Here is a 21075-nt window from a genome sequence, read left to right on the forward strand (position 1 = left end):
CCACCAGGTCGCCGACGCTGCCGTTGGTCATGCTGCTGCCCTTGACCAGATCGAAGGGCCGATGACCGTCGCCACTGCCGGCCAGCTCCGGCGGGAAAACATGAACTTCAAGGGCCTTGAGGGTGCCATCCTCCTGAGGAATGGCCGCAGAGCCGATGTAGCTGCCGGGCTTGATGTCTTCGATGTTGGCCAGGGTCACGGCGCGGACCTTGGTGTCCCTGGTCAAATTGATCACCACGTTGTCGCCGCTGTTGGCGTGGACTTTCAGAATGTCCGGGCTGACGCCGGTGATCTCTCCGCGCACCCCGATTCGCATACCCGGCGCATCCTCGGCCTGGACCAGGCCAACGCTCAATACGTTGATCACGGTAGCGACACAAACGCAGCGAATCAGCTGACGAAACTTCATCTTCATGGGACGACCCTCCGGTGGTGTGACAGGAAGAGAGAACATAAGCACGCTATCGAACAAGGTGTAAGTGAATGTATCATTCACCTGCATAGTTCTGACGCAAGGCTCTACGACGGACGACACACGCGTCCGTCAGTCATTCCGCAATGGAATGATTGCTATCACTCCAATCCCACTTCCGCCGTTTCAGTCAGCCCATTAGCCTGCGCGCATTCCTTTTCGTACAGCGAGAACCGTTATGAACCCAGCGACCCAGGTGCCCCACGGCACTGCGACAATGACCCCAGGGATGGTGCTGCTGTTCGCCTTCTGCTGCGGCGCTATTGTCGCCAACATTTACTACGCGCAGCCGATCATCGGCCTGATCGCGCCGGACATCGGCCTGACCAACACCATGGCCAGCCTGATCGTTTCCCTGACTCAGATCGGCTATGCGCTGGGGTTGTTCTTCCTGGTACCGCTGGGGGATTTGCTGGAGAACCGCCGGTTGATGATCATCACCACGCTGGTGGCGATCGGCAGCTTGCTGGGGGCGGCGTTCACCGACCAGCCGAATGTGTTTTTGCTGATTTCGCTGTTGGTGGGGTTCAGTTCGGTTTCGGTGCAGATCCTGATTCCGCTGGCCGCGCACCTGGCGCCGGAAGAAACCCGTGGCCGTGTGGTGGGCGGGATCATGGGCGGTTTGTTGCTCGGCATTCTGCTGGCCCGGCCGGTGTCCAGTGTGGTGGCCGACCACTTCGGCTGGCGGGCGATGTTTATGATTGCCGCGGTGTTGATGGCGGCCATCAGCATCGTGCTGGCAGTGACCATTCCCAAGCGTGAACCTGATCACAGTGCTTCCTACGGCCAGCTGCTGGGCTCGCTGTGGACGCTGTTGCGCAAACAACCGGTGCTGCGCCAGCGCGCGTTTTACCAGGGGTGCATGTTTGCCACCTTCAGCCTGTTCTGGACCGCCGTACCGCTGGAACTGGCGCGCAACCATGGTTTGTCGCAAAGCGAGATCGCGATTTTCGCGCTGGTGGGCGCCATCGGCGCCATTGCCGCCCCGATCGCCGGACGCCTGGCCGATGCCGGTCACACCCGTATCGCGTCACTGCTGGCCCTGCTATTCGCCAGCCTGAGCTTTCTGCCGGCGTTTATCCATCCGGCCTACAGCGTCATCGGCCTGGCCGTGACCGGCGTGGTGCTCGACTTCTGCGTGCAGATGAACATGGTCCTCGGCCAGCGTGCGGTGTACGCCCTCGACGGCAAAAGCCGCAGCCGCCTGAATGCGCTGTACATGACCAGCATCTTCATCGGCGGCGCCTTCGGCTCTTCAGTGGCCAGCGCGGTGTACGAACAGGGCGGCTGGTTGTGGATCGTGATCGTCGGCAGTGCGTTTCCGTTGCTGGCGTTGTTGCGGTTCTTGAGTGTTTCGCCGAAGGCCGCGCTGGCGACGGCGTAAGGTCTCAAAAGCATCGCGGGCAAGCCCGCTCCCACAGGTATTTTGCAATCCCTGTGGGAGCGAGCCTGCTCGCGAATGCCAGCGGCGCCCCCGATTTATTGCCGGACCAGCTTCTCCATCGCCGCATCCGCCAAAAAGGAGGAGCGGCTTTTGACGTTGTGCTCACGCACATAGCGGTCAATGCGCTGGATCACATAGCCGGGCAGCGTGACATTGACCTTCTCGGTCTTGCCCATGTACGGCGAGATGTCCAGTTCCAGCATGCCCCAGCCCATGTCGGCGAACTCCGGATTGCCGCGGTGCAATGCCGCCGAAGTCGGCATCGGAATCGTATCGCCGTCTGCCGCCATTTCTTGCAGCATGATGTGGGCAATTTCGACGGCGGCGTTGTAAGCCTCTTCAAAGGTATCCCCGGCGGTCACCGCACCTGGGATGTCGGGGATCTGGATACCGATGGCGGTGTTCTCATCGCCCCATTCGATACAGATTGGATATTGCATTATGGATCTCCTGCGTAACGGGCTGGCGGGCAGTACAGCCCGGCGCGCCTCCTGATGCTCTTGACCGTCCCGATCGGCAAATCCTTTTTCGGATGGGGGACGGGGATCGTGTATGGGTTGTATCGGTGAGTGAAGATGTGATGACTGCCAGTGACCCTGTCCAAAGTCCAACCTGCCTCCATCAATTCCTTGATCAATAGCCTGCTCTGCACCACCAGCCTCCTTGCTCCGGMCCAATTAAAAGTAACCCTAGAGTTATCTTTACTCAAGCACAAAATCTCGCAGTGCGACGCTCGGTTGTTTTACAGAGTGTGATGCTGCCCATGCCGGGGCGTTATGTGATCGGCCGAGAGGGTGTGATCCGTTACGCCGAGGTCAACCCGGATTACACTCAGCGTCCCGAGCCTGAGGCGATGCTGGATACAATTCGCGGTTCGCACTGACACCATTCATCAATTGTGGGGGCGGGGGTAGCCATTTCATTATTTGATCTCTACAAGGACTTCCGATGGACCGCCTCGCCGCAATGGAAACCTTCGTCTACGTGGTGGAAACCGGCTCGTTTTCCGCTGCCGCCCGGCGCCTGAACATCGGCCAGCCGGCCGTGTCGAAAAGCATCGCGCAACTCGAATCGCGGCTGGCGGTGCGACTATTGTTGCGTTCGACCCGGGGCCTGACGCCCACCGAGGCCGGGCTGGCCTTTTTCGAACGGGCCAAGCGCGCCATCGAAGAAGCCGACGAGGCCGATAACGCCGCGCGCGGTGCGGCCAGCGGGTTGACCGGCAACCTGCGCATCTGCGCGGCGGTCACCTTCGGCCGGCTGCACATCGTTCCGCACCTGAGCCCCTTCCTGGAGCAAAACCCGGAGCTGAACATCGACCTGATGCTCGACGATCGCAACGTCAACCTGGTGGAAGAAGGCGTCGATATCGCCCTGCGCATGGGCGCCTTGAGCGACTCTGGCCTGACCGCCCGCAAGATCGCCGAATGCCGGCGCATGGTAGTGGGCACGCAGGCCTACTTGGAAAAACACGGCGAACCCACCTGCCCCGCCGACCTGTGCAAGCATCAGGCAATCGTCTACAGCCTTGGTGGCGGCGCCAATTGGCAATTCAACAAGGCCGGCGAAGAGCAATCGGTGATCATCAGCGGCCGGATCCGCGTCAACGCCGCCGAAGGCCTGCGTGAAGCCGTGCTGGCCCATCAAGGGCTGACCATGGCCTCGCAATGGATGTTCGCGCCGGAACTGGCCAGCGGCTCGGTCCGGGAAGTGATGAAGGACTGGACATTGCCGAACCTGGATCTGTGGGCGGTGTTCCCCACGGGGAGAATGGCCAGCGCCAAGGCTCGGGCGTTCGTGGAGTATGTGCAGGGGTTGTTGGCCTGACAGGCAGCTCAATCAAGATCAAGGATCGCAGGCTGTGCCAACTCCTGCACTGACCGCCTATGAAGGTAATTCCTCGTCGTGCGTTCCCGGTAATGTCAGACACATGGGGGTTGCTCGTCAAAGCAGGCCAGCAAACGTTCGACCGTTTGCTCAAGTTGTCCGGAGTTGTCGAGCAGGTGCAGGGTCGGGTCTTGCGCCAGCAGTTGCTCGCTGAACCGGGCATTGCGTGCCAACCGCTGATTGATCTCGATCAGCGATTCTCGCCCACGCTCCAGCAAGCGATGACGCAGTACTGCTTGATCCACAGTCAACAACAGCACTAACACGTTCGGATAACGCGAGCGCGTGTTCTGCAAATGCTCCCGAGAGCCATTGACCAGTACGTCCTGCCCGGCGGCCAGCCAATCGTCGATTTCCCGCGGGATACCATAGGACAACCCATTGGCGTGCCAGCTCAGGGCAAACGCGCCCTGAGCTTCCATATCCGCGAATTGCTGCGCACTGACACCCAGCGCCGCCTCGCCCACGGCTTCAGCCGAGCGGGTGATAACCCGGCGCACGATACGGCAGCCGCGTTCGGCCAACCGCGTTCGCGCAGCATCCAGCAGGCTGTCCTTGCCCGAACCTGAAGGCCCGATGAGATAGATCAACCTGCCTGACATCAAAACACCCTCGTTGCTTGTCGCCATACTTGCTGGACCTTCGGCAGATCCTCTGCGGTCAGATCTGCGACGGCCACGTTACCCGAGTGCGACTCGCCGCGCACGATGTTCGGTGCTCCCATCAACACATTCATGCCGTGCTCCCGGTAACCACGCCTCGACGGTGGTCGGGAACTCGGCGATGGTCATGCCGCAGCGTGATGAGTTCGTCCATCTGAGTCGTGGTCGGGTGGTACTTGCTCATGTAGTACTCACGGTACTTGGATTCCAGTACCAACTGGCGCTGACCCGGCGAGTGGTCCATCACCGACACCAACTGCACCAGCGGGTTCTCCACCAGATCGCGGAACACGCTGAAAATGTCCGGGTGGCACAGCTCGCGGCGCAGGTGCAGACGGTGTTCGGCTTGGGTCAGTTCGGCGTAGGTAGCTTCGGGTTGACGGAGAGGCTCAGGGCATGAGGGGGCGTGTACCGCAACAGCGTCCGAGGCGGCCTACCGGCCGGCCTGGTTGTTGGGTTCGTTCGTCTGTGAGGTACCTGGTCGACTGGCAGGCCGCCTTCGCGAGCAGGCTCGCTCCCACAGGGTCCAGCAGTGGCCCGGCAATCACATTTTCCAGCCAAGAAAAAGGCGACCCGAAGGTCGCCTTATGCGCTACTGCCCGAATTGCCGCCCCAGGCCACCCGGTACACCGTGGATATCCGTCTCCTCCCACGGCCCCTTCGGACTGATCGACCGGCTCCAGCCGTTATCCCAACGGTAATAGGTACGCTGGCGATAAAAAGTATTGGGCTGGTCATCGAGTACATACACCCCAAGCTTCGGATCCCAATGGCTGTTGCCCCCCGGTGGCGGCGCGAAGCTCGCAGAAGTGCGTGGCAACGGCTTGGAGGGTTTGGCGGGGATGCTCGGCTTACTCGGTACAGGCGAAGTCGATGGCGTAGGGCTGGGCTGCGTCGGCGGGAACGGTGGTGGTGCCTGTTGTTCCGTTGGCTGCTGGACCGCACAAGCGCTTAACCCCATAACGACGCTGAGCAGGGTGATACGAGCGAATGCGGTCATGATTGCGTTTTCCTGTTATTTGTCCGGGCTGTCGATGGTCAGTGTTTGCGGCGCGGTGGTGCTGCTGGCCAGGGGCTGGCTGCGACCGATCCATTCGCCGGCAGTGGGTTTGCCGGCACGGGAAATGCGCGCAACCAGTTGGACTTCAGGGAAGTTCGACAGTTTCAATTGCGGCATCATTGCGTCGGCATCGCCCAGTTCGACGGTCACCGGCAGGTCGGCCACGGTCATGCGCTTGACCGCCAGCGGGGCCGGTGGACCGGAGATCGCACGGGCGAAGATGAACACGCTGTCGCCAGGCTGGACCCTGGCTTTGAGGTCCGCTGCCAGATCGACGCTGACCTTGAGCAACGCCGCAGTCTTGGCTGCCGGTGCTTGCGCAACCTTGCCGCCACTGGCCACCAGTTTCTCCGTGGCCCGGGTGATCCCGCCCTGCAACGCTTCGCGAGATCTGTCTTCCGGCGGCAGTTGCGCCAGCAGACGATTCCAATAGTCGATAGCCTCCTGATAACGCTCGCCTTCAAACGCGGCGATGCCGAGCAGACCGAGGCTGGTGACTTCCTTCGGATCAGCCTTGAGCGCTTCGTCGGTCAGGGCCTGGACCTTGTCCGACCACTTCTTGCCATCAGCGAAGTACTGGGCCTGGGCCCATTGGCCAAGCAGCTCCGGCTGACGACCGGCCAGGTTCACCGTGCGCTCGAACATCTTCGCCGCGTCCGCCGGGCGATCCTGAGCCATGTAGGTACGACCGAGGAAGTACAGGCCCTCGGCGGAATCCGGTTGAGCGGCAACCGCACGCTCCAGGCGTTTGGTCATCTCTTCCATCGATTGCGGTGCCTGCGCGAACTCGCGAGTCAGCTCAACCTTGTCGCTGGCGCCGTAATGCAGGTACAGCCCCAGGCCCAGCACCGGCACCAGAACGGCCGCCAGCAATGGCAAGGGTTTGCCCAGGCGCGACACCCGCGGCGCTTCGACGCCTTCGGTGTCCGCCAGCAACTCACGGGCCGCTTCGGCGCGACCCGCGTCCATTTGCGCCGCATCGAGCACGCCCTCTTCATGCTGAGTCTGCAACTCAGCCACGCGTTCCTGATAAAGCGCGACGTTCAGGGCGGTACGATCCTCTTCACGCTGGGCGCGACGGCTGCGCAGCACCGGGATCAACAGAAAACTCAGGGCCACCAGAAGCAGCAGACCTGCAGCGAGCCAGAAATCAATCATTCTTGGTTTTATCCAACAGGTGGTCGAGGCGCGAGCGCTCCTCGGCAGACAGCGAGCCCGGGGTGCCGGCGCGTTGCACGCGACGACGGCGGACGATCACCGCGATGATCACGACACCGCCCAGCAGCAGACCGGCGGGGCCGAACCAGAGCAAGGCGGTCTTGGCGTTCAGTGCAGGCTTGTAGCGGACGAAATCACCGTAGCGATCGACCATGAAGTCGATGATCTGCTGGTTGTCCTTGCCCTCGCCAAGCATGCGGAAAATCTCTTTGCGCAGGTCGGCGGCGATCGGTGCGTTGGAATCGGCGATGTCCTGGTTCTGGCACTTGGGGCAACGCAGCTCCTTGGTCAACTCACGAAAACGCTCGCGATCACCTTCCTTGGCGAACTCGTAGGTGTCGATGGCCGCGTGGGCCACACCCGCCAGGCTCAAACCGAGAACAGCGGCAGCGATCCAGCGCTTCATGGCTTGGCCTCGTCGACCAGCGCCTGGTATTTGACCGCCAGTTTTTCGCGCCAGACCTGCTCGTCGATCACACCGACGAATTTGTCGCGGATGATGCCCTTGGCGTCGATAAAGAAGGTTTCCGGCGCGCCATATACACCGAGATTCAGGCCCAGCGAACCTTGGTCGTCACGAATGTCCAGCACATACGGGTTGTGGAAGTCCGTCAGCCACTTCAAGGCATCGGCGTTGGTGTCCTTGTAGTTGATGCCGTAGATCACCACGCCTTGCTGGGCCAGCTTGTTCAGCACCGGGTGCTCGACCCGGCAGGAAATGCACCAGGTGCCCCAGACGTTGACCAGCGCTGGCTTGCCGAGAATGTCAGCGCGGGTCAGGGACTTGTCGGCCTGCACTGTCGGCAGGGAAAACTCCGGGAACGGCTTGTTGATCATGGCCGAAGGCAGCTCGGCCGGATCCAGGTACAACCCGCGGTAAAGAAACACAGCAACCACCAGAAAAATCGCCAGTGGCAACAACATCAACCAACGCTTCATGCAGTGGCTCCCGACATGCCCAGTGCTTCACGCACGCGGCTTTTGACCTTGACCCGATATCGCCGATCCAACGCCGCCAGCAACCCGCCTGCGCCTGTCAGCAAACCGCCGAACCAGATCCAGCGCACGAACGGTTTGACGTGCACGCGCACAGCCCAGGCGCCGTTACCCAAGGGTTCACCGAGGGCGACGTAAAGGTCGCGGGTGAATCCGGCGTCGATGCCCGCTTCAGTCATCACCGAGTTCTGCACGGTGTACAGGCGTTTTTCCGGGTGCAGCACGCTGACTTCCTTACCGTTGCGGATCACCCGGACGGTGCCCTTGTCGGAGGTGAAGTTCGGGCCTTCAAAGTGTTTGGCGCCTTCGAAGATGAAGTGGTAACCGGCCAGGTCCATGGACTCGCCCGGCGCCAGGCGCAGGTCGCGCTCGGCACTGTTCTGGCTCGACAGCACGACACCCAGCGCACACACGGCGATGCCCAGGTGCGCGACCTGCATGCCCCAGTAGCTGCGGGTCAGGGTCGGCAGGCCTTTGATCAGCCCTTTGTGGCGAGTCTTGTCGAAGATGTCACGCACACCGGCCAGCAACACCCAGGCGGCGAGCATGAAGGTCGCGAGTACCGCCCAGTTGAAATCGCCGTACGCGACGCCGGCCACCACGGCCATGGCGGCACTGCCCAGCAAGATCGGCGTCAGCATGCTCACCAGCCATTTCACCGGGGTGTCTTTCCAGCGCACGATCACGCCGACCGCCATCACCATCATCAGCAACGCCATCAACGGAATGAACAGCGCGTTGAAGTATGGCGGGCCGACGGACAGTTTGGCGCCGGTCATGGCGTCCAGAATCAGCGGGTACAAGGTGCCGAGCAGGATCATCGACGCCGCCACCACCAGCACCAGGTTGTTGCCCAGTAGCAGGGTTTCCCGCGACCAGAGGTTGAAGCCGACCTGACTCTTGACCACCGGCGCGCGCAGGGCGAACAGGGTCAGCGAACCACCGACCACGAACAGCAGGAAAATCAGGATGAACACGCCGCGCTCCGGATCGGAGGCAAAGGCGTGAACCGAAGTCAGCACGCCGGAACGCACGAGGAAGGTACCGAGCAGACTCAAGGAGAATGCGGCGATGGCCAGCAACACGGTCCAGCTCTTGAACACGCCACGTTTTTCCGTGACCGCCAGCGAGTGAATCAGTGCGGTGCCCACCAGCCATGGCATGAACGAGGCGTTTTCCACCGGGTCCCAGAACCACCAGCCACCCCAGCCGAGCTCGTAGTACGCCCACCACGAACCCAGGGTGATGCCGATGCCGAGGAACGCCCAGGCAACAATGGTCCACGGACGCGACCAGCGTGCCCATGCGGCATCCAGGCGACCGCCCATCAGCGCGGCGATGGCGAAGGCGAAGGCCACAGAGAAACCGACGTAGCCCATGTACAGCATCGGCGGGTGCACGATCAGGCCGATGTCTTGCAGCAACGGGTTGAGGTCGGCGCCGTCGGTGGGCATTTGCGGCAGGATGCGCTTGAACGGGTTGGAGGTCATGATCAGGAACAGCAGGAAACCGGTGCTGATCATGCCCATCACCGCCAGCACGCGGGCCAGCATGACCTGCGGCAACTGCCGGGAAAACACCGACACCGCGAAGGTCCAGCCGCCGAGAATCAAGGCCCACAACAGCAACGAACCTTCGTGGGCACCCCACACCGCGCTGAACTTGTAGTACCACGGCAAGGCGCTGTTGGAGTTGTTGGCCACATAGGCCACGGAGAAGTCATCGGCCATGAAGGCGTAGGTCAGGCAACCGAAGGCAAACAGCAGAAAGGTGAATTGCCCCCACGCCGCCGGCTGGGCCAGGCTCATCCAGAGGCGGTCACCGCGCCAGGCGCCGAGCAATGGCACCACGGCCTGGGCCAGAGCGAAGCACAAGGCCAGGATCATCGCCAGATGACCCAGCTCGGGAATAAAGATGCCGGATGTCATGGATCAACCCTCCTTCGCGGGCGTTGGAGCCGATTGACCGCTGTCTTTCAACGCCTTGGTCACTTCCGGCGGCATGTACTTCTCATCGTGTTTGGCCAGCACTTCATCGGCCACCACCACACCATCGGCATTGAGCTTGCCCAGGGCGACGATGCCCTGCCCTTCACGGAACAGGTCCGGCAGGATGCCGCGATAAGTGATGGTCACGGACTTGTTGAAGTCGGTGACGACAAACTTCACGTCCAGGGAATCACCGGAACGCTCCAGCGAGCCCTTCTCGACCATGCCGCCAGCACGAATGCGCGTGCCTTGCGGGGCTTCGCCGTTGGCGATCTGGGTCGGTGTGTAGAACAGATTGATGTTCTGCTGCAGGGCGCTCAGGGCCAGGCCGACGGCAGCGCCGACCCCGACCAGGATCGCGAGAATGATGATAAGACGCTTTTTGCGCAGCGGATTCACTTGCCGTTCTCCCGGCGCAGACGACGCGCCTCTTGTTGCAGATACCGCTTGCGAGCCAGGATCGGCGCCGCCACGTTGAGGGCCAATACCGCCAGGCAGATGCCATAGGCTGACCAGACATACAGGCCATGATGACCCATGGCGATGAAGTCGCCGAATGAAGCAAAACTCATCGAGCGACCTCCAGGCTATTTTCCACTTCGACTTTGACCCAGCTGGCCCGGGCCTCGCGCTTGAGCACTTCAAGACGCATGCGCAGCAGCAGGACCGCGCCGAAGAAACAGTAGAAACCCAGCGCCGTCAGCAGCAATGGCAGCCACATCTCGGCGGGCATTGCCGGTTTTTCGGTCAGGGTGAAGGTCGCGCCCTGGTGCAGGGTGTTCCACCACTCCACCGAGTACTTGATGATCGGGATGTTGATCACGCCGACGATCGCCAGCACCGCGCAGGCCTTGGCCGCGCTGTCACGATTGCTGATCGCGTTGCCCAGCGCAATGAGACCGAAGTACAGGAAAAGCAGGATAAGCATGGACGTAAGGCGTGCATCCCAGACCCACCACGAGCCCCAGGTTGGCTTGCCCCAGATGGCCCCGGTGACCAGCGCCACCGCAGTCATCCAGGCGCCGATGGGCGCCGCGCATTGCAAGGCGACGTCGGCCAGTTTCATTTTCCACACCAGGCCGACGATACCGCACACCGCCAGCATCACGTAGATCGACTGCGCCAGCATGGCGGCCGGGACGTGGATATAGATGATGCGAAAGCTGTTGCCCTGCTGGTAGTCCGGCGGCGCGAAGGCCAGGCCCCAGACCACGCCAACGCTGATCAGCAGCAACGCCGCGACGCTCAGCCAGGGCAACAGTTTGCCGCTGATGCCGTAAAACCATTTGGGCGAGCCGAGTTTGTGAAACCACGTCCAGTTCATACTGTTTCCATCACGGTTGCTCTTTACTGTGAAGAGCCAGGGTCTTTGCTGGTTGTTTTTTAACCAGACCTCATTATTCGCCGACGCTGATCTTCAGGCCAGCGGCTATTGCAAAGGGTGTAAGGGTTATCGCCAAGGCGGTCAGGCTGCCAAGCCACAACAGATAACCGGTCGCCGGCATGCCCTGCAAGGCAGCCTGCAAGGCGCCACTGCCAAGGATCAACACCGGGATGTACAACGGCAGTATCAGCAACGCCAGCAACAGACCACCGCGCTTCAAACCAACCGTTAGCGCTGCGCCCACCGCACCGAGCAGGCTCAGTACCGGTGTACCGAGCAACAACGAAAGCAGCAACACCGGCAGACAGGCGGCAGGCAAACCGAGCATCAATGCCAGCAAGGGTGCGAGCAAAACCAGTGCCAGTCCTGAAAAAGTCCAGTGTGCCAGCACTTTGGCCAAAACCAGAAGAGCCAGGGGGTGCGGCGAAAGGACCCACTGCTCGAGCGATCCATCTTCGAAATCACTGCGGAAAAGCCCGTCCAGCGAGAGCAAGACCGATAAAAGCGCTGCGACCCAGACCAGCCCCGGAGACAAGGTTTGCAACAATTGAGACTCGGGGCCGACCGCCAGCGGGAACAGGGAAACGACGATAGCGAAGAACACCAGCGGATTGGCCAGTTCCGCCGGACGGCGGAACAGCAGACGAGCCTCGCGGGCGACCAGCAGGCCGAAAACACTCATACGGCCCAGCTCCCCAGATCGATGTCGCGATAACCGGCCGGCATCCGGCTCAGCGTGTGGTGGGTGGTCAACACCACCATGCCGCCGCGTTCGCAGTGGCCGGCCAGATGAGATTCAAGCTGTGCCACGCCCTGCTTGTCGAGGGCGGTAAAGGGTTCATCGAGGATCCACAGCGGCGGACTGTCCAGATACAGGCGCGCCAAGGCGACGCGACGCTGCTGACCAGCGGACAACGTATGACAGGGAACATCCTCGAATCCGCGCAGCCCGACCGCGGCCAGCGCCTGCCAGATCGCCTCGTGGGTCGCAGGATGGTGCAAGGCGCACAGCCAGCTCAGGTTCTCTTCCGGTGTCAGCAAATCCTTGATCCCGGCCGCGTGGCCGATCCACAGCAGGTTGCGCGCCAGCTCACCGCGTTGCTCGTTCAGTGGCTGGCCGTTGAGCAGCACCTGACCGGCGGTCGGCTGCATCAGCCCCGAGAGCAGGCGCAACAGGCTGGTCTTGCCGCTGCCGTTGGGGCCGCTGATTTGTACCATTTCGCCACTGGCCAGTCGCAAATCGAGATTTTCGAAGAGCAGCCGAAGGTCTCGCTCACAGGCAAGGGCAACGGTTTGCAGGACAGGACTGGTCAAGGGTTCACGGGCCTTATACGGTTCAAGTCGGCTCTGGCGCGGCCGTTAAAGAGATGCAGCATAGATGCAATGACGTCTTGTTCTAGAGAGCTGCGTCAAACAATTGCAAAGTTTTGCCATTTTTGGATACAACGGCGCGGCATTATACATGCCAGGCCTTACTCTAAAGAGTGCATTTTCCTCAGGTTGTGACCACGTATGACAGGCGAAATGAACATCCTCCCGCTAGCGCAAACCCTCCCGGCGGCTTCGCGCCCGCAGGCGGTCAGCGGCGAGCTGCTCAAATTGCTGACGCCGGTGGAGGGGCTGATCAGCGTCGGTCAAACCGCCCAGGCCGAAGTCCTGTCGCTCAAGCAGGCGGACCAGACTTTCCAGATGCTGCTCAAGGTCACCCTCGACAGCGGCCGCCAGACCACGGTCCAGACCACCAGTAATCAACCGCTGGCCCAGGGCACCACGCTGGTCGTCAGCCAGCCCTCGGCCGGCAGTCTGGCCGTGACGGTGCAACAGGCCATCGCCTCCAGCGTCGCCACCCTCACCCGCCTCGACACCGCGCAATTGCCCGTTGGCACCCTGCTGCAGGGCAAAGTGCTGACCTCGCAAGTGCTGCCGCAGGTGCCCGGCCAGCCCATGGTGTTTCGCTCGATGGTCAGCCTGCTCAATACCGCACTGAGCGGCAGCACCCTGAGCATCGACAGCCCGCAACCGTTGCGCATCGGCACCTTGCTCAGCGCGCAGGTGCAGGACACCCAGACCTTGAAGTTCGTGCCACTGAGCAACCGTCAGGAGCAACTGGCGGTGACCCGGCAACTGGTCGACCAGCAAAGCCGCCAGGGCTCGCTGGATGGCTTGCTCAAGCTCCTGCAGAACCTGCCGCCCTCGGACCAGACATCCGTTGAATTGCGTAGCGCCGCAAGCAGACTGCTCGCTGGCTTGCCGGATATTCAACAGTTGAGCACCCCCAAGGGCCTGGCCCAGGCCTTGGCCAGCAGCGGTGCGTTCCTCGAAAGCAAACTGCTGAGCGGGCAAAATCCGACGCTTGCGCCGGACATGAAAGGCGACCTGCTCAAACTGGTCGCGCAATTGAGTCAGGGCTTGCCGGCCAACACCAGCCTCGGCGCGATCATCGCCGCCAACACCCTGGCCCAGGCCATGCCGAATTTTGTCCGCAATGCCCTGGGCATGCTCGGTCAGGTCAGCGCCAAACCGTCGCCGAGCGGTTTCCCGCTGCCCGAACGCCTGTTGCAAAGCGCCGACGCTGAAAACGACCTCGAACACCTGCTTCGTCTGGCCGCCGCCGCGGTTTCACGCCTGCAAAGCCATCAACTGTCGAGCCTGGAACAAACCGGCGTAACCGCCGACGGACGGCTGATGAGCACCTGGCAGCTGGAAATCCCGATGCGCAACATGCAAGACATCGTGCCCTTGCAGGTCAAGTTCCAGCGTGAAGACGCACCCGAAAAAGAACAGCCAAAGGAGCGCCGCGAAGAACGCGAGCCCAAACAACAGCTGTGGCGTGTGGAACTGGCCTTCGCCATGGAGCCTTTGGGACCGCTGCAAATTCAGGCACAACTGATCAAGGGCAGCCTTTCCAGCCAGCTCTGGGCAGAACGGCCGTACACCGCCAGCCTGATCGAAAGCAACCTGAGCGGGCTACGTGAGCGTCTGCTGTCCGCCGGACTGAACGTCGGTGACCTGGATTTCCACCTCGGAACACCACCGCAAGGCCCGCAAACCCGCCTCGAACAACGCTGGGTCGACGAAACCGCATGAAAAACCCCAACGCCCCACGCCAGGCCATCGCCCTCAAATACGACGGCAGCCATGCTCCCACCCTCACCGCCAAGGGCGACGAAGAACTGGCGGAAGAAATCCTGCGGATCGCCCGGGACTGCGAAGTGCCGATCTACGAGAACGCCGAACTGGTGAGGCTGCTGGCGAGGATGGAGCTGGGGGACAGCATTCCGCAGGAGCTGTATCTGACGATTGCCGAGATCATTGCGTTTGCGTGGAGTTTGAAGGGCAAGTTTCCGGCGGGGATGGGGCCGGATGCGTTGATGGTGGAGAAGGATGTCACCGAGCGCGGGGAAGACTACTGAGTTTTTAAGGCCGCCATCGCGAGCAAGCTCGCTCCCACATTTGATCTTCAGCGAACACGTATTTTGTGTACGAGATACAACTACTGTGGGAGCGAGCTTGCTCGCGATAGCAATCTCAAGGAACTGTAAAACTCAGTTCTTGCGCAACTTGCTCATCAACTCCGGGGCGTCACGTGTTCAAACTTGAAAAAACGCAATAGCTTGAAACTGCGACCGACAATCAGGCCGTTGATGAGCCCTGCCCCCAGCGCCGCCCCTGCAACCGCCGACATTTCATTGGCCAGCTCAGGGTACATGGCCGCCTGGAAACCCTCGTAATAACGCCAGGCAAAAAAGCCCCAATACACAATCAGTACCTTGATCGTGCCGGGTAGAACCAGATGTTGCCCCTCGCACTGCACATTGCTGTACGAGAAAAAACGCTGTGCCAGCAACCACCCCGCCAGTAATCCCAGCGCATAGGCTGAAAGCTGGATTGCAATTTCCTGGGAGGGATTGAGCGATGCGAGGGACAAAGCCACGAATATCACGGGGGATATCTGCAATGACCTCTTCGATACATGGCTCCTGAAACAGGCGATGACACCGTAGTAACTCAGAATAAAAAACACCGCATAAACCCACAGCGGTGTACCACGCAGAATGTCGATCATAAGCCTTCCTGGCACTGTGTATGTTTGAGCAGATCAAACTACTGATCGCTGGTTGCAATCACAAGACGGTGGAATCTGAGAGTGCTATAGGCAGGAGACTACGAAAGCGTAATCCCGGTCTGAGGATAGAGAAGAATGCGTCGGATGCGGGGAAGATTGCTGCGCATTCGAAGACGTCTTCGCGGGCAGGCTCCCACAGGGTTGGGGGTGTTCACAGATATTGTAAGCACCATCAACACTTGTGGGAGCGGGCTTGCCCGCGAAGGGGATTTCAGGCCAATCGCAAGAATCAGTTCTTGTGCAACTTACTCATCAACTCCGCCTCAGCCTGGGTCAGGCCGCAGGACTGGGTCAGTTCGTCGACGCTGGCGCCCATTCCGACCAGCCGCGCTGCCTGGGCAAACGAAAGGCTTGAAGGATCACGCTGTTCCAGCTGCGCGAGCTTGTCCGGCAATGGTGCGACTGTCGCGCGAAGCTCATGCAGGTCTTCGCCCATGCGCACATTGCCGTTCTGGTAGTCGTCGACGCGTTTGCCCAGGTCCTTGATGCGCTGATCACGCAGCGCATCACCCTGGGCCTGTTGTGCGGCGATCTGTTTTTGAGCGCGAATGTACGCCAGGAACATTGCCAGCGTGCCTGCCCAAAACAGGAACAGGACAATGACCGCAACCTCGAGAATCAATCAGATACTCTCCAGTTCCGACCATTCTTCTTCGCTCATCATCTTGTCGAGCTCGACCAGGATGAGCAATTCGTTGTTCTTGTTGCACACGCCTTGAATGAACTTGGCGGACTCTTCGTTACCCACGTTCGGCGCGGTTTCGATTTCCGACTGACGCAGGTAAACCACTTCGGCCACGCTGTCGACCATGATCCCGACCACCTGCTTGTCGGCTTCGATGATGACGATACGGGTGTTGTCGCTGATCTCGGCATTCATCAGGCCGAAGCGCTGGCGGGTGTCGATCACGGTAACGACGTTGCCGCGCAGGTTGATGATGCCCAGCACGTAGCTCGGGGCACCCGGGACCGGGGCGATTTCGGTGTAGCGCAGGACTTCCTGGACGCGCATCACGTTGATGCCGTAGGTCTCGTTGTCCAGCTTGAAGGTGACCCATTGCAGGATCGGATCTTCGGAACCCTTTGCCGCCGTTGCCTTGTCATTCATACCCTGACCCCTCAAGAAACCGCCCTGGCGGTGTGTGTTCTGTTATGTAGTTTTGTGGGTCGGCTTGTGGCCGCCCATGTGCTTTGCGCCGCCGCTGGCGATCAACTCGGCCAGCGCGGAAACGTCGAGCAACGCACACATGTGTTCAATCACCGTGCCCGCCAGCCATGGCCGTTGACCACGGTGACTGCGCCACTTGATTTCGTTCGGATCCAGGCGCAACGAGCGGCTGACCTGATGCACCGCCAGCCCCCACTCGTAGCCCTGGACGGAAATGACGTATTGCAGACCCTGCTTGAAATCGTCGCGATAACGGTCGGGCATGACCCAACGTGCGGTATCCAGCACTTTCAGGTTGCCCGACTGACTCGGCAAGATGCCGAGGAACCACTCCGGCTGGCCGAACAACGGCGTCAGCTCATGACCGGCCAGGGAGTAAATCGAACCCAGGCACACCAGCGGCACCGCCAGGGTCAACCCGGCGACATCGAACAACAGGCACTCGAACGGCTCGGCAGCCCAGGATGGACGACCGTCGGTTTGTACCGGTGGCGGCGTGTTGCTCGGCGGCAGGTGCACTTCGACGACTGGTGACACCAGCGCCTGAGGTTCCTCGATCACCGGAGCCTCCAGCGCTACCGGCTCTTCAATGACTGGAGCCACCAGGGTTTGCAACAGCGGCGCAAGGGTCGATACCGGTGCCAGAACGGGCTCCGGCGCTTCGACCACAGCAACCGGCGCCTTGGCTACCGGTGCTACTGGCGCAACCACAGGCGCGGGTTTCTGCGCATCCCGGGCCTGTTCTTCGAGCACGGCAGCCTGGAACTCGTCCAGCACGGTTTCGGCGGCGATCTCCTCGGCCACTGCCTCTACGGGCAGCGTCAATTCTTCAGTCACGTCCTGCAGCAGGCTGTCCAGGTAGGACTGCAGCGCCAGTTGTGGACGCGACGTCACCTTCAACGGCCGGTTCATGCGCATGCACCTGTAGGAGCGAGCTTGCTCGCGATGAACCTGAGAGCGCCACGGGGTGTCAGGTTTCCCGCGTCATCGTTGACGACCATCGCGAGCAAGCTCGCTCCTACAGGGATCGGGGTCATGTCAGGCCACCTGCGGAACAAGTTGTGCCGCCAGCAGATGCTTGAGCAACGCGCGGTAAGCGAGAACGCCACGGCTCTTGCCGTCGAATTGCGAAGGCGTCAGCCCTGCTCGACTGGCATCGCGCAGGCGCGTGTCCACCGGGATATAGCCTTGCCAGATTTCGTCGGGGAATTTGTCGCGCAGCACGCGCAAGGTTCCGAGGGACGCCTGGGTGCGGCGGTCAAACAGGGTCGGCACGATGGTGAAGGGCAATGCCTGTTTGCGCGAGCGGTTGATCATCGCCAGGGTGTTGACCATGCGCTCCAGGCCCTTGACCGCCAGGTGTTCGGTCTGCACCGGGATCACCAGTTGCTGGCTCGCCGCCAAGGCATTGACCATCAGCACGCCGAGCAATGGCGGGCTGTCGATCACGGCGTAATCGAAGTCCTGCCACAGTTGCGCCAGGCTCTTGGCAATCACCAGGCCCAAACCGCTCTGCCCCGGCGACTGGCGCTCAAGGGTGGCCAGCGCGGTGCTGGAGGGCAACAGGGAGATGCGTTCGTCGCTGGTCGACAACAGCAGTTGACCCGGCAGGCCTTGAGGTACGTTGCCCTTGTGCAGGAACAGGTCGTAGTTGCTGTGTTCCAGGCTGTCGGGATCGTAGCCGAAATAGCTGGTCATCGAGCCGTGGGGGTCGAGATCGACCACGACCACGCGCTTGCCCGCCTCCGCCAGTAAACCGGCTAAAGCGATGGAGGAAGTGGTKTTACCGACACCACCCTTTTGATTGGCGACTGCCCAGACTCTCATTCGGATTGTTCCTCCCGGCCCAACGCAGCGGCCGAGAAATAGCTCAACGTGTTAATGCGGGCGACGGAGAATTGACGGCGCTCTCTCGTACCGGCGACTTGACCGGGGTCGGTGCAGTTTGTGTGCCAGCACGCTTCAATGCGGCATCCGGTTGCGCATGGGCGGTTCCGGTGCCGGTCAGGCTGCGGCGCACATCAAGGTTGCGCGACACCACCAGCACCACGCGACGGTTGCGTGCGCGGCCTTCAGCGGTGGCGTTGTTGGCCACCGGCTGAAACTCACCGTAGCCCACCGAAGCCAGGCGACCGGGGTTCACCCCCTGCATCGCCAGCATGCGCACGATGCTGGCCGAGCGGGCCGAGGACAGTTCCCAGTTGGTCGGGTACTGCGCGGTGCGGATCGGTTGATCGTCGGTGAAACCTTCGACATGAATCGGGTTGTCGAACGGCTTCAGGATCGCCGCGACCTTGTCGATGATGTTGAACGCGATGTCGCTGGGCATGGCGTCGCCGCTGCCGAACAACAGGCTGGAATTGAGCTCGATCTCGACCCACAACTCGTTGCCGCGCACGGTCATCTGGTTGGAGCTGATCAGGTCACCGAACGCCGCACTGATGTCGTCGGCGATGCTTTTGAGTGGATCGCTGGCGCCGGCGACACCGGCATCGACCTGGTCACTGTCCTTGACCAGRGGCTTGGCCGGGGTCACGGTCTTCGGCCGCTCGTCACCGATGGGGATCGGCTTGAGCGAACGATCGGAATCGGTGAAGACACCAATCAGCGCTTCGGAAATGACCTTGTACTTGCCTTCGTTGATCGACGAAATCGAGTACATCACCACGAAAAAGGCGAACAGCAGGGTGATGAAGTCCGCGTAGGACACCAGCCAGCGTTCGTGGTTGACGTGTTCTTCATGCTGGCGACGACGTGCCATGATCCATGTCTCCCATCAATCCATGAAGCCCTGAAGCTTCAACTCAATGGAGCGAGGGTTTTCACCTTCGGCGATCGACAGGATCCCTTCCAGCAACATTTCTCGATAACGCGACTGGCGCAACGCAATGGATTTGAGTTTCGCGGCAATCGGCAGCAGCACCAGGTTCGCACTGGCCACGCCGTAGATGGTGGCGACGAACGCCACGGCGATGCCGTTACCCAGTTGCGACGGATCACCCAGGTTGCCCATGACGTGAATCAGGCCCATCACCGCACCGATGATGCCGATGGTCGGCGCGTAACCGCCCATGCTTTCAAAGACCTTGGCCGCTTCGACATCGCGGCTTTCCTGGGTGTAGAAATCCACTTCCAGAATGCTGCGGATCGCTTCCGGCTCGGCGCCGTCAACCAACAGTTGCAGGCCTTTGCGCGCGTAGTTGTCGGGTTCGGCATCGGCGATACCTTCAAGGCCCAGCAGGCCTTCCTTGCGGGCGGTCAGGCTCCAGTTCACCACGCGGTCGATGCCACCGGCCAGGTCAACGCGAGGCGGGAACAGGATCCAGGCGAGGATCTGCATCGCACGCTTGAACGCGCTCATCGGCGATTGCAGCAGCGCGGCGCCAATGGTGCCGCCGAGCACGATCAGCGCCGCCGGGCCGTTGGCCAGGGCGCCGAGATGACCACCTTCGAGGTAGTTGCCGCCGATGATGGCGACGAAGGCCATGATGATGCCGATCAGGCTTAGAACATCCATCAGATACAGGCCTCGACCAAGTGCTTGCCAATGTCGTCGAGGCTGTACACCGCGTCGGCGAGCTCGGCTTTGACGATGGCCATCGGCATGCCGTAGATCACGCAACTGGCTTCGTCCTGTGCCCAGATCGAACTGCCGCCCTGCTTGAGCAGGCGCGCGCCTTCACGACCGTCGGCGCCCATGCCGGTGAGGACGACCGCCAGAACTTTGTCGCCGTAGGACTTGGCTGCCGAACCGAAGGTGATGTCCACGCATGGCTTGTAATTCAGACGCTCGTCACCCGGGAGGATTTTCACCGTGCCACGGCCGTCGATCATCATCTGCTTGCCACCGGGCGCCAGCAGCGCCAGGCCCGGTCGCAGGATGTCGCCATCCTCGGCTTCCTTGACGCTGATGCGGCAGAGCTTGTCCAGGCGCTCGGCGAAAGCCTTGGTGAAGGCGGCCGGCATGTGTTGAACCAGCACGATCGGGGCCGGGAAGTTGACCGGCAATTGGGTCAGCACCCGCTGCAGGGCAACCGGGCCGCCGGTGGACGTACCGATGGCCACCAGTTTGTAGGCTTTGCGTTTCGGCGCGGGCGACGACGCAGTGGCCGCATGTGTACGCACCGGGATCGGTGCCGGACGCACGGGCGCGCTGCCGCCAAAACTGCCGACGCTCGAAGGCGCAGGTGTTGGAGCGGGCGCGGCCACAGGGGCCGGAGCGCTGTAAGTGCTGACGCGACGATTGCTGCGCGCAATGCTCAGGATCTTCTCGCACAGCAGTTGCTTGACCTTCTCGGGGTTGCGCGAGATGTCTTCGAAATTCTTCGGCAGGAAGTCCACCGCGCCGGCATCCAGCGCATCGAGCGTGACCCGGGCGCCTTCGTGGGTCAGCGAGGAAAACATCAGGACCGGGGTCGGGCAGCGCTGCATGATGTGCCGCACGGCGGTGATGCCATCCATCATCGGCATCTCGTAGTCCATGGTGATCACGTCGGGCTTGAGGGCCAGCGCCTGATCGATCGCCTCTTTGCCGTTGGTCGCCGTGCCGACGACCTGGATATTGGAATCCGCTGAAAGAATTTCCGAGACGCGGCGGCGGAAAAACCCCGAATCGTCCACCACCAGGACTTTGACTGCCATAAACACTCCATTAGATGGAGCGAGGCCAG

Annotated in this window: 27 protein-coding genes and 2 pseudogenes; 5 read left to right on the top strand and 24 right to left on the bottom strand. The window is 61.3% G+C overall.

What is annotated here, in order from left to right:
* Positions 1–415 (bottom strand): hypothetical protein (locus tag ACXRVY_RS03555; RefSeq protein ID WP_458237028.1); only part of this gene is annotated, 415 nt, incomplete at its 3' end.
* Positions 416–650: 235 nt separating this feature from the next.
* On the opposite strand from ACXRVY_RS03555, the gene ACXRVY_RS03560 reads away from it, so the two are divergent.
* The gene (locus ACXRVY_RS03560; RefSeq protein WP_223461435.1) at positions 651–1856 is read left to right on the top strand and encodes an MFS transporter; all 1206 of its coding nucleotides are present in this window, start codon (positions 651–653) and stop codon (positions 1854–1856) included.
* A gap of 95 nt (positions 1857–1951) precedes the next feature.
* Here the strand turns inward: ACXRVY_RS03560 and ACXRVY_RS03565 are convergent, their stop codons facing one another.
* Both ACXRVY_RS03565 and ACXRVY_RS03570 read right to left on the bottom strand, forming a co-directional pair.
* The gene (locus ACXRVY_RS03565) at positions 1952–2356 is read right to left on the bottom strand and encodes a type II toxin-antitoxin system HicB family antitoxin (RefSeq protein WP_007983297.1); all 405 of its coding nucleotides are present in this window, start codon (positions 2354–2356) and stop codon (positions 1952–1954) included.
* Positions 2356–2568, bottom strand: coding sequence for a type II toxin-antitoxin system HicA family toxin (locus ACXRVY_RS03570; protein ID WP_223461464.1), 213 nt, complete (start codon positions 2566–2568; stop codon positions 2356–2358). The genes ACXRVY_RS03565 and ACXRVY_RS03570 overlap by 1 nt, the downstream gene beginning before the upstream one ends.
* A gap of 102 nt (positions 2569–2670) precedes the next feature.
* Between ACXRVY_RS03570 and ACXRVY_RS03575 the strand changes: the two genes are divergently transcribed.
* Both ACXRVY_RS03575 and ACXRVY_RS03580 read left to right on the top strand, forming a co-directional pair.
* Positions 2671–2799, top strand: a complete 129-nt coding sequence (locus tag ACXRVY_RS03575; RefSeq protein ID WP_256357406.1) for a hypothetical protein — start codon at positions 2671–2673, stop codon at positions 2797–2799.
* A gap of 65 nt (positions 2800–2864) precedes the next feature.
* Positions 2865–3743 carry a LysR family transcriptional regulator gene (locus ACXRVY_RS03580; protein ID WP_223461433.1) on the top strand — a complete coding sequence of 293 codons (879 nt, stop codon included), beginning with the start codon at positions 2865–2867 and terminating at the stop codon, positions 3741–3743.
* Between the two features lie 95 nt (positions 3744–3838).
* Here ACXRVY_RS03580 and phnN read toward each other — a convergent pair whose 3' ends face one another.
* The 12 genes and pseudogenes from phnN to ccmA all read right to left on the bottom strand — a co-directional run bounded on the left by phnN (position 3839) and on the right by ccmA (position 12425).
* Positions 3839–4405, bottom strand: coding sequence for a phosphonate metabolism protein/1,5-bisphosphokinase (PRPP-forming) PhnN (phnN, locus tag ACXRVY_RS03585; RefSeq protein WP_223461431.1), 567 nt, complete (start codon positions 4403–4405; stop codon positions 3839–3841).
* Between the two features lie 44 nt (positions 4406–4449).
* A pseudogene (locus ACXRVY_RS03590) lies at positions 4450–4838 on the bottom strand (alpha-D-ribose 1-methylphosphonate 5-triphosphate diphosphatase); the annotation flags it as partial.
* A gap of 219 nt (positions 4839–5057) precedes the next feature.
* Positions 5058–5465 (bottom strand): hypothetical protein, encoded by a 408-nt coding sequence (locus tag ACXRVY_RS03595; RefSeq protein ID WP_223461429.1) that lies wholly within the window; start codon positions 5463–5465, stop codon positions 5058–5060.
* A gap of 15 nt (positions 5466–5480) precedes the next feature.
* Entirely contained in the window at positions 5481–6683 is a 1203-nt protein-coding gene (gene ccmI, locus ACXRVY_RS03600; protein WP_223461427.1) for a c-type cytochrome biogenesis protein CcmI, read from the bottom strand.
* Entirely contained in the window at positions 6676–7149 is a 474-nt protein-coding gene (locus ACXRVY_RS03605) for a cytochrome c-type biogenesis protein (protein ID WP_223461425.1), read from the bottom strand. Before ACXRVY_RS03605 ends, ccmI begins: the two co-directional genes overlap by 8 nt.
* Complete coding sequence (locus tag ACXRVY_RS03610) at positions 7146–7682, bottom strand: DsbE family thiol:disulfide interchange protein (RefSeq protein WP_223461423.1); 537 nt, start codon at positions 7680–7682, stop codon at positions 7146–7148. Before ACXRVY_RS03610 ends, ACXRVY_RS03605 begins: the two co-directional genes overlap by 4 nt.
* Positions 7679–9667 carry a heme lyase CcmF/NrfE family subunit gene (locus ACXRVY_RS03615; RefSeq protein ID WP_223461421.1) on the bottom strand — a complete coding sequence of 663 codons (1989 nt, stop codon included), beginning with the start codon at positions 9665–9667 and terminating at the stop codon, positions 7679–7681. Before ACXRVY_RS03615 ends, ACXRVY_RS03610 begins: the two co-directional genes overlap by 4 nt.
* A 3-nt stretch (positions 9668–9670) precedes the next feature.
* Positions 9671–10126 (bottom strand): cytochrome c maturation protein CcmE, encoded by a 456-nt coding sequence (ccmE, locus tag ACXRVY_RS03620; protein ID WP_223461418.1) that lies wholly within the window; start codon positions 10124–10126, stop codon positions 9671–9673.
* Positions 10123–10299 (bottom strand): heme exporter protein CcmD, encoded by a 177-nt coding sequence (gene ccmD, locus ACXRVY_RS03625; RefSeq protein ID WP_007980758.1) that lies wholly within the window; start codon positions 10297–10299, stop codon positions 10123–10125. The genes ccmE and ccmD overlap by 4 nt, the downstream gene beginning before the upstream one ends.
* Complete coding sequence (locus ACXRVY_RS03630; RefSeq protein ID WP_223461417.1) at positions 10296–11051, bottom strand: heme ABC transporter permease; 756 nt, start codon at positions 11049–11051, stop codon at positions 10296–10298. The genes ccmD and ACXRVY_RS03630 overlap by 4 nt, the downstream gene beginning before the upstream one ends.
* A 73-nt stretch (positions 11052–11124) precedes the next feature.
* Complete coding sequence (gene ccmB / locus ACXRVY_RS03635) at positions 11125–11793, bottom strand: heme exporter protein CcmB (RefSeq protein ID WP_223461415.1); 669 nt, start codon at positions 11791–11793, stop codon at positions 11125–11127.
* On the bottom strand, positions 11790–12425 hold the full coding sequence (gene ccmA / locus ACXRVY_RS03640; RefSeq protein ID WP_150724488.1) for a cytochrome c biogenesis heme-transporting ATPase CcmA: 636 nt from the start codon (positions 12423–12425) through the stop codon (positions 11790–11792). Before ccmA ends, ccmB begins: the two co-directional genes overlap by 4 nt.
* A gap of 198 nt (positions 12426–12623) precedes the next feature.
* Between ccmA and fliK the strand changes: the two genes are divergently transcribed.
* Both fliK and ACXRVY_RS03650 read left to right on the top strand, forming a co-directional pair.
* Positions 12624–14198 carry a flagellar hook-length control protein FliK gene (gene fliK / locus ACXRVY_RS03645; RefSeq protein ID WP_223461413.1) on the top strand — a complete coding sequence of 525 codons (1575 nt, stop codon included), beginning with the start codon at positions 12624–12626 and terminating at the stop codon, positions 14196–14198.
* A complete protein-coding gene (locus ACXRVY_RS03650) occupies positions 14195–14524 on the top strand; it encodes an EscU/YscU/HrcU family type III secretion system export apparatus switch protein (protein WP_223461411.1) in 330 nt (109 codons plus the stop codon). Before fliK ends, ACXRVY_RS03650 begins: the two co-directional genes overlap by 4 nt.
* A gap of 155 nt (positions 14525–14679) precedes the next feature.
* Here the strand turns inward: ACXRVY_RS03650 and ACXRVY_RS03655 are convergent, their stop codons facing one another.
* From ACXRVY_RS03655 to ACXRVY_RS03695, 9 genes and pseudogenes are all read right to left on the bottom strand, one after another.
* Positions 14680–15177, bottom strand: coding sequence for a hypothetical protein (locus ACXRVY_RS03655; protein WP_223461409.1), 498 nt, complete (start codon positions 15175–15177; stop codon positions 14680–14682).
* Positions 15178–15466: 289 nt separating this feature from the next.
* A complete protein-coding gene (locus tag ACXRVY_RS03660) occupies positions 15467–15859 on the bottom strand; it encodes a DUF2802 domain-containing protein (RefSeq protein WP_223461406.1) in 393 nt (130 codons plus the stop codon).
* Entirely contained in the window at positions 15860–16345 is a 486-nt protein-coding gene (locus ACXRVY_RS03665; RefSeq protein ID WP_007980742.1) for a chemotaxis protein CheW, read from the bottom strand. It lies immediately after the preceding gene.
* 42 nt (positions 16346–16387) lie between these two features.
* Positions 16388–17317 carry a CheW domain-containing protein gene (locus tag ACXRVY_RS03670; RefSeq protein WP_223461404.1) on the bottom strand — a complete coding sequence of 310 codons (930 nt, stop codon included), beginning with the start codon at positions 17315–17317 and terminating at the stop codon, positions 16388–16390.
* 2 nt (positions 17318–17319) lie between these two features.
* Positions 17320–17442 (bottom strand): annotated as a pseudogene (locus ACXRVY_RS03675) (outer membrane lipoprotein carrier protein LolA); the annotation flags it as partial.
* A gap of 1 nt (position 17443) precedes the next feature.
* Positions 17444–18232 (bottom strand): ParA family protein, encoded by a 789-nt coding sequence (locus ACXRVY_RS03680; protein WP_458237029.1) that lies wholly within the window; start codon positions 18230–18232, stop codon positions 17444–17446.
* Positions 18233–18275: 43 nt separating this feature from the next.
* A complete protein-coding gene (motD, locus tag ACXRVY_RS03685) occupies positions 18276–19166 on the bottom strand; it encodes a flagellar motor protein MotD (RefSeq protein ID WP_085716991.1) in 891 nt (296 codons plus the stop codon).
* A 15-nt stretch (positions 19167–19181) separates the two neighbouring features.
* On the bottom strand, positions 19182–19922 hold the full coding sequence (locus ACXRVY_RS03690; protein WP_223461401.1) for a flagellar motor protein: 741 nt from the start codon (positions 19920–19922) through the stop codon (positions 19182–19184).
* Positions 19922–21046 carry a protein-glutamate methylesterase/protein-glutamine glutaminase gene (locus tag ACXRVY_RS03695; protein WP_223461399.1) on the bottom strand — a complete coding sequence of 375 codons (1125 nt, stop codon included), beginning with the start codon at positions 21044–21046 and terminating at the stop codon, positions 19922–19924. Before ACXRVY_RS03695 ends, ACXRVY_RS03690 begins: the two co-directional genes overlap by 1 nt.
* Between the last annotated feature and the right edge of the window lie 29 nt (positions 21047–21075).

The sequence above is a fragment of the Pseudomonas sp. P5_A2_2 genome, from assembly GCF_054177685.1.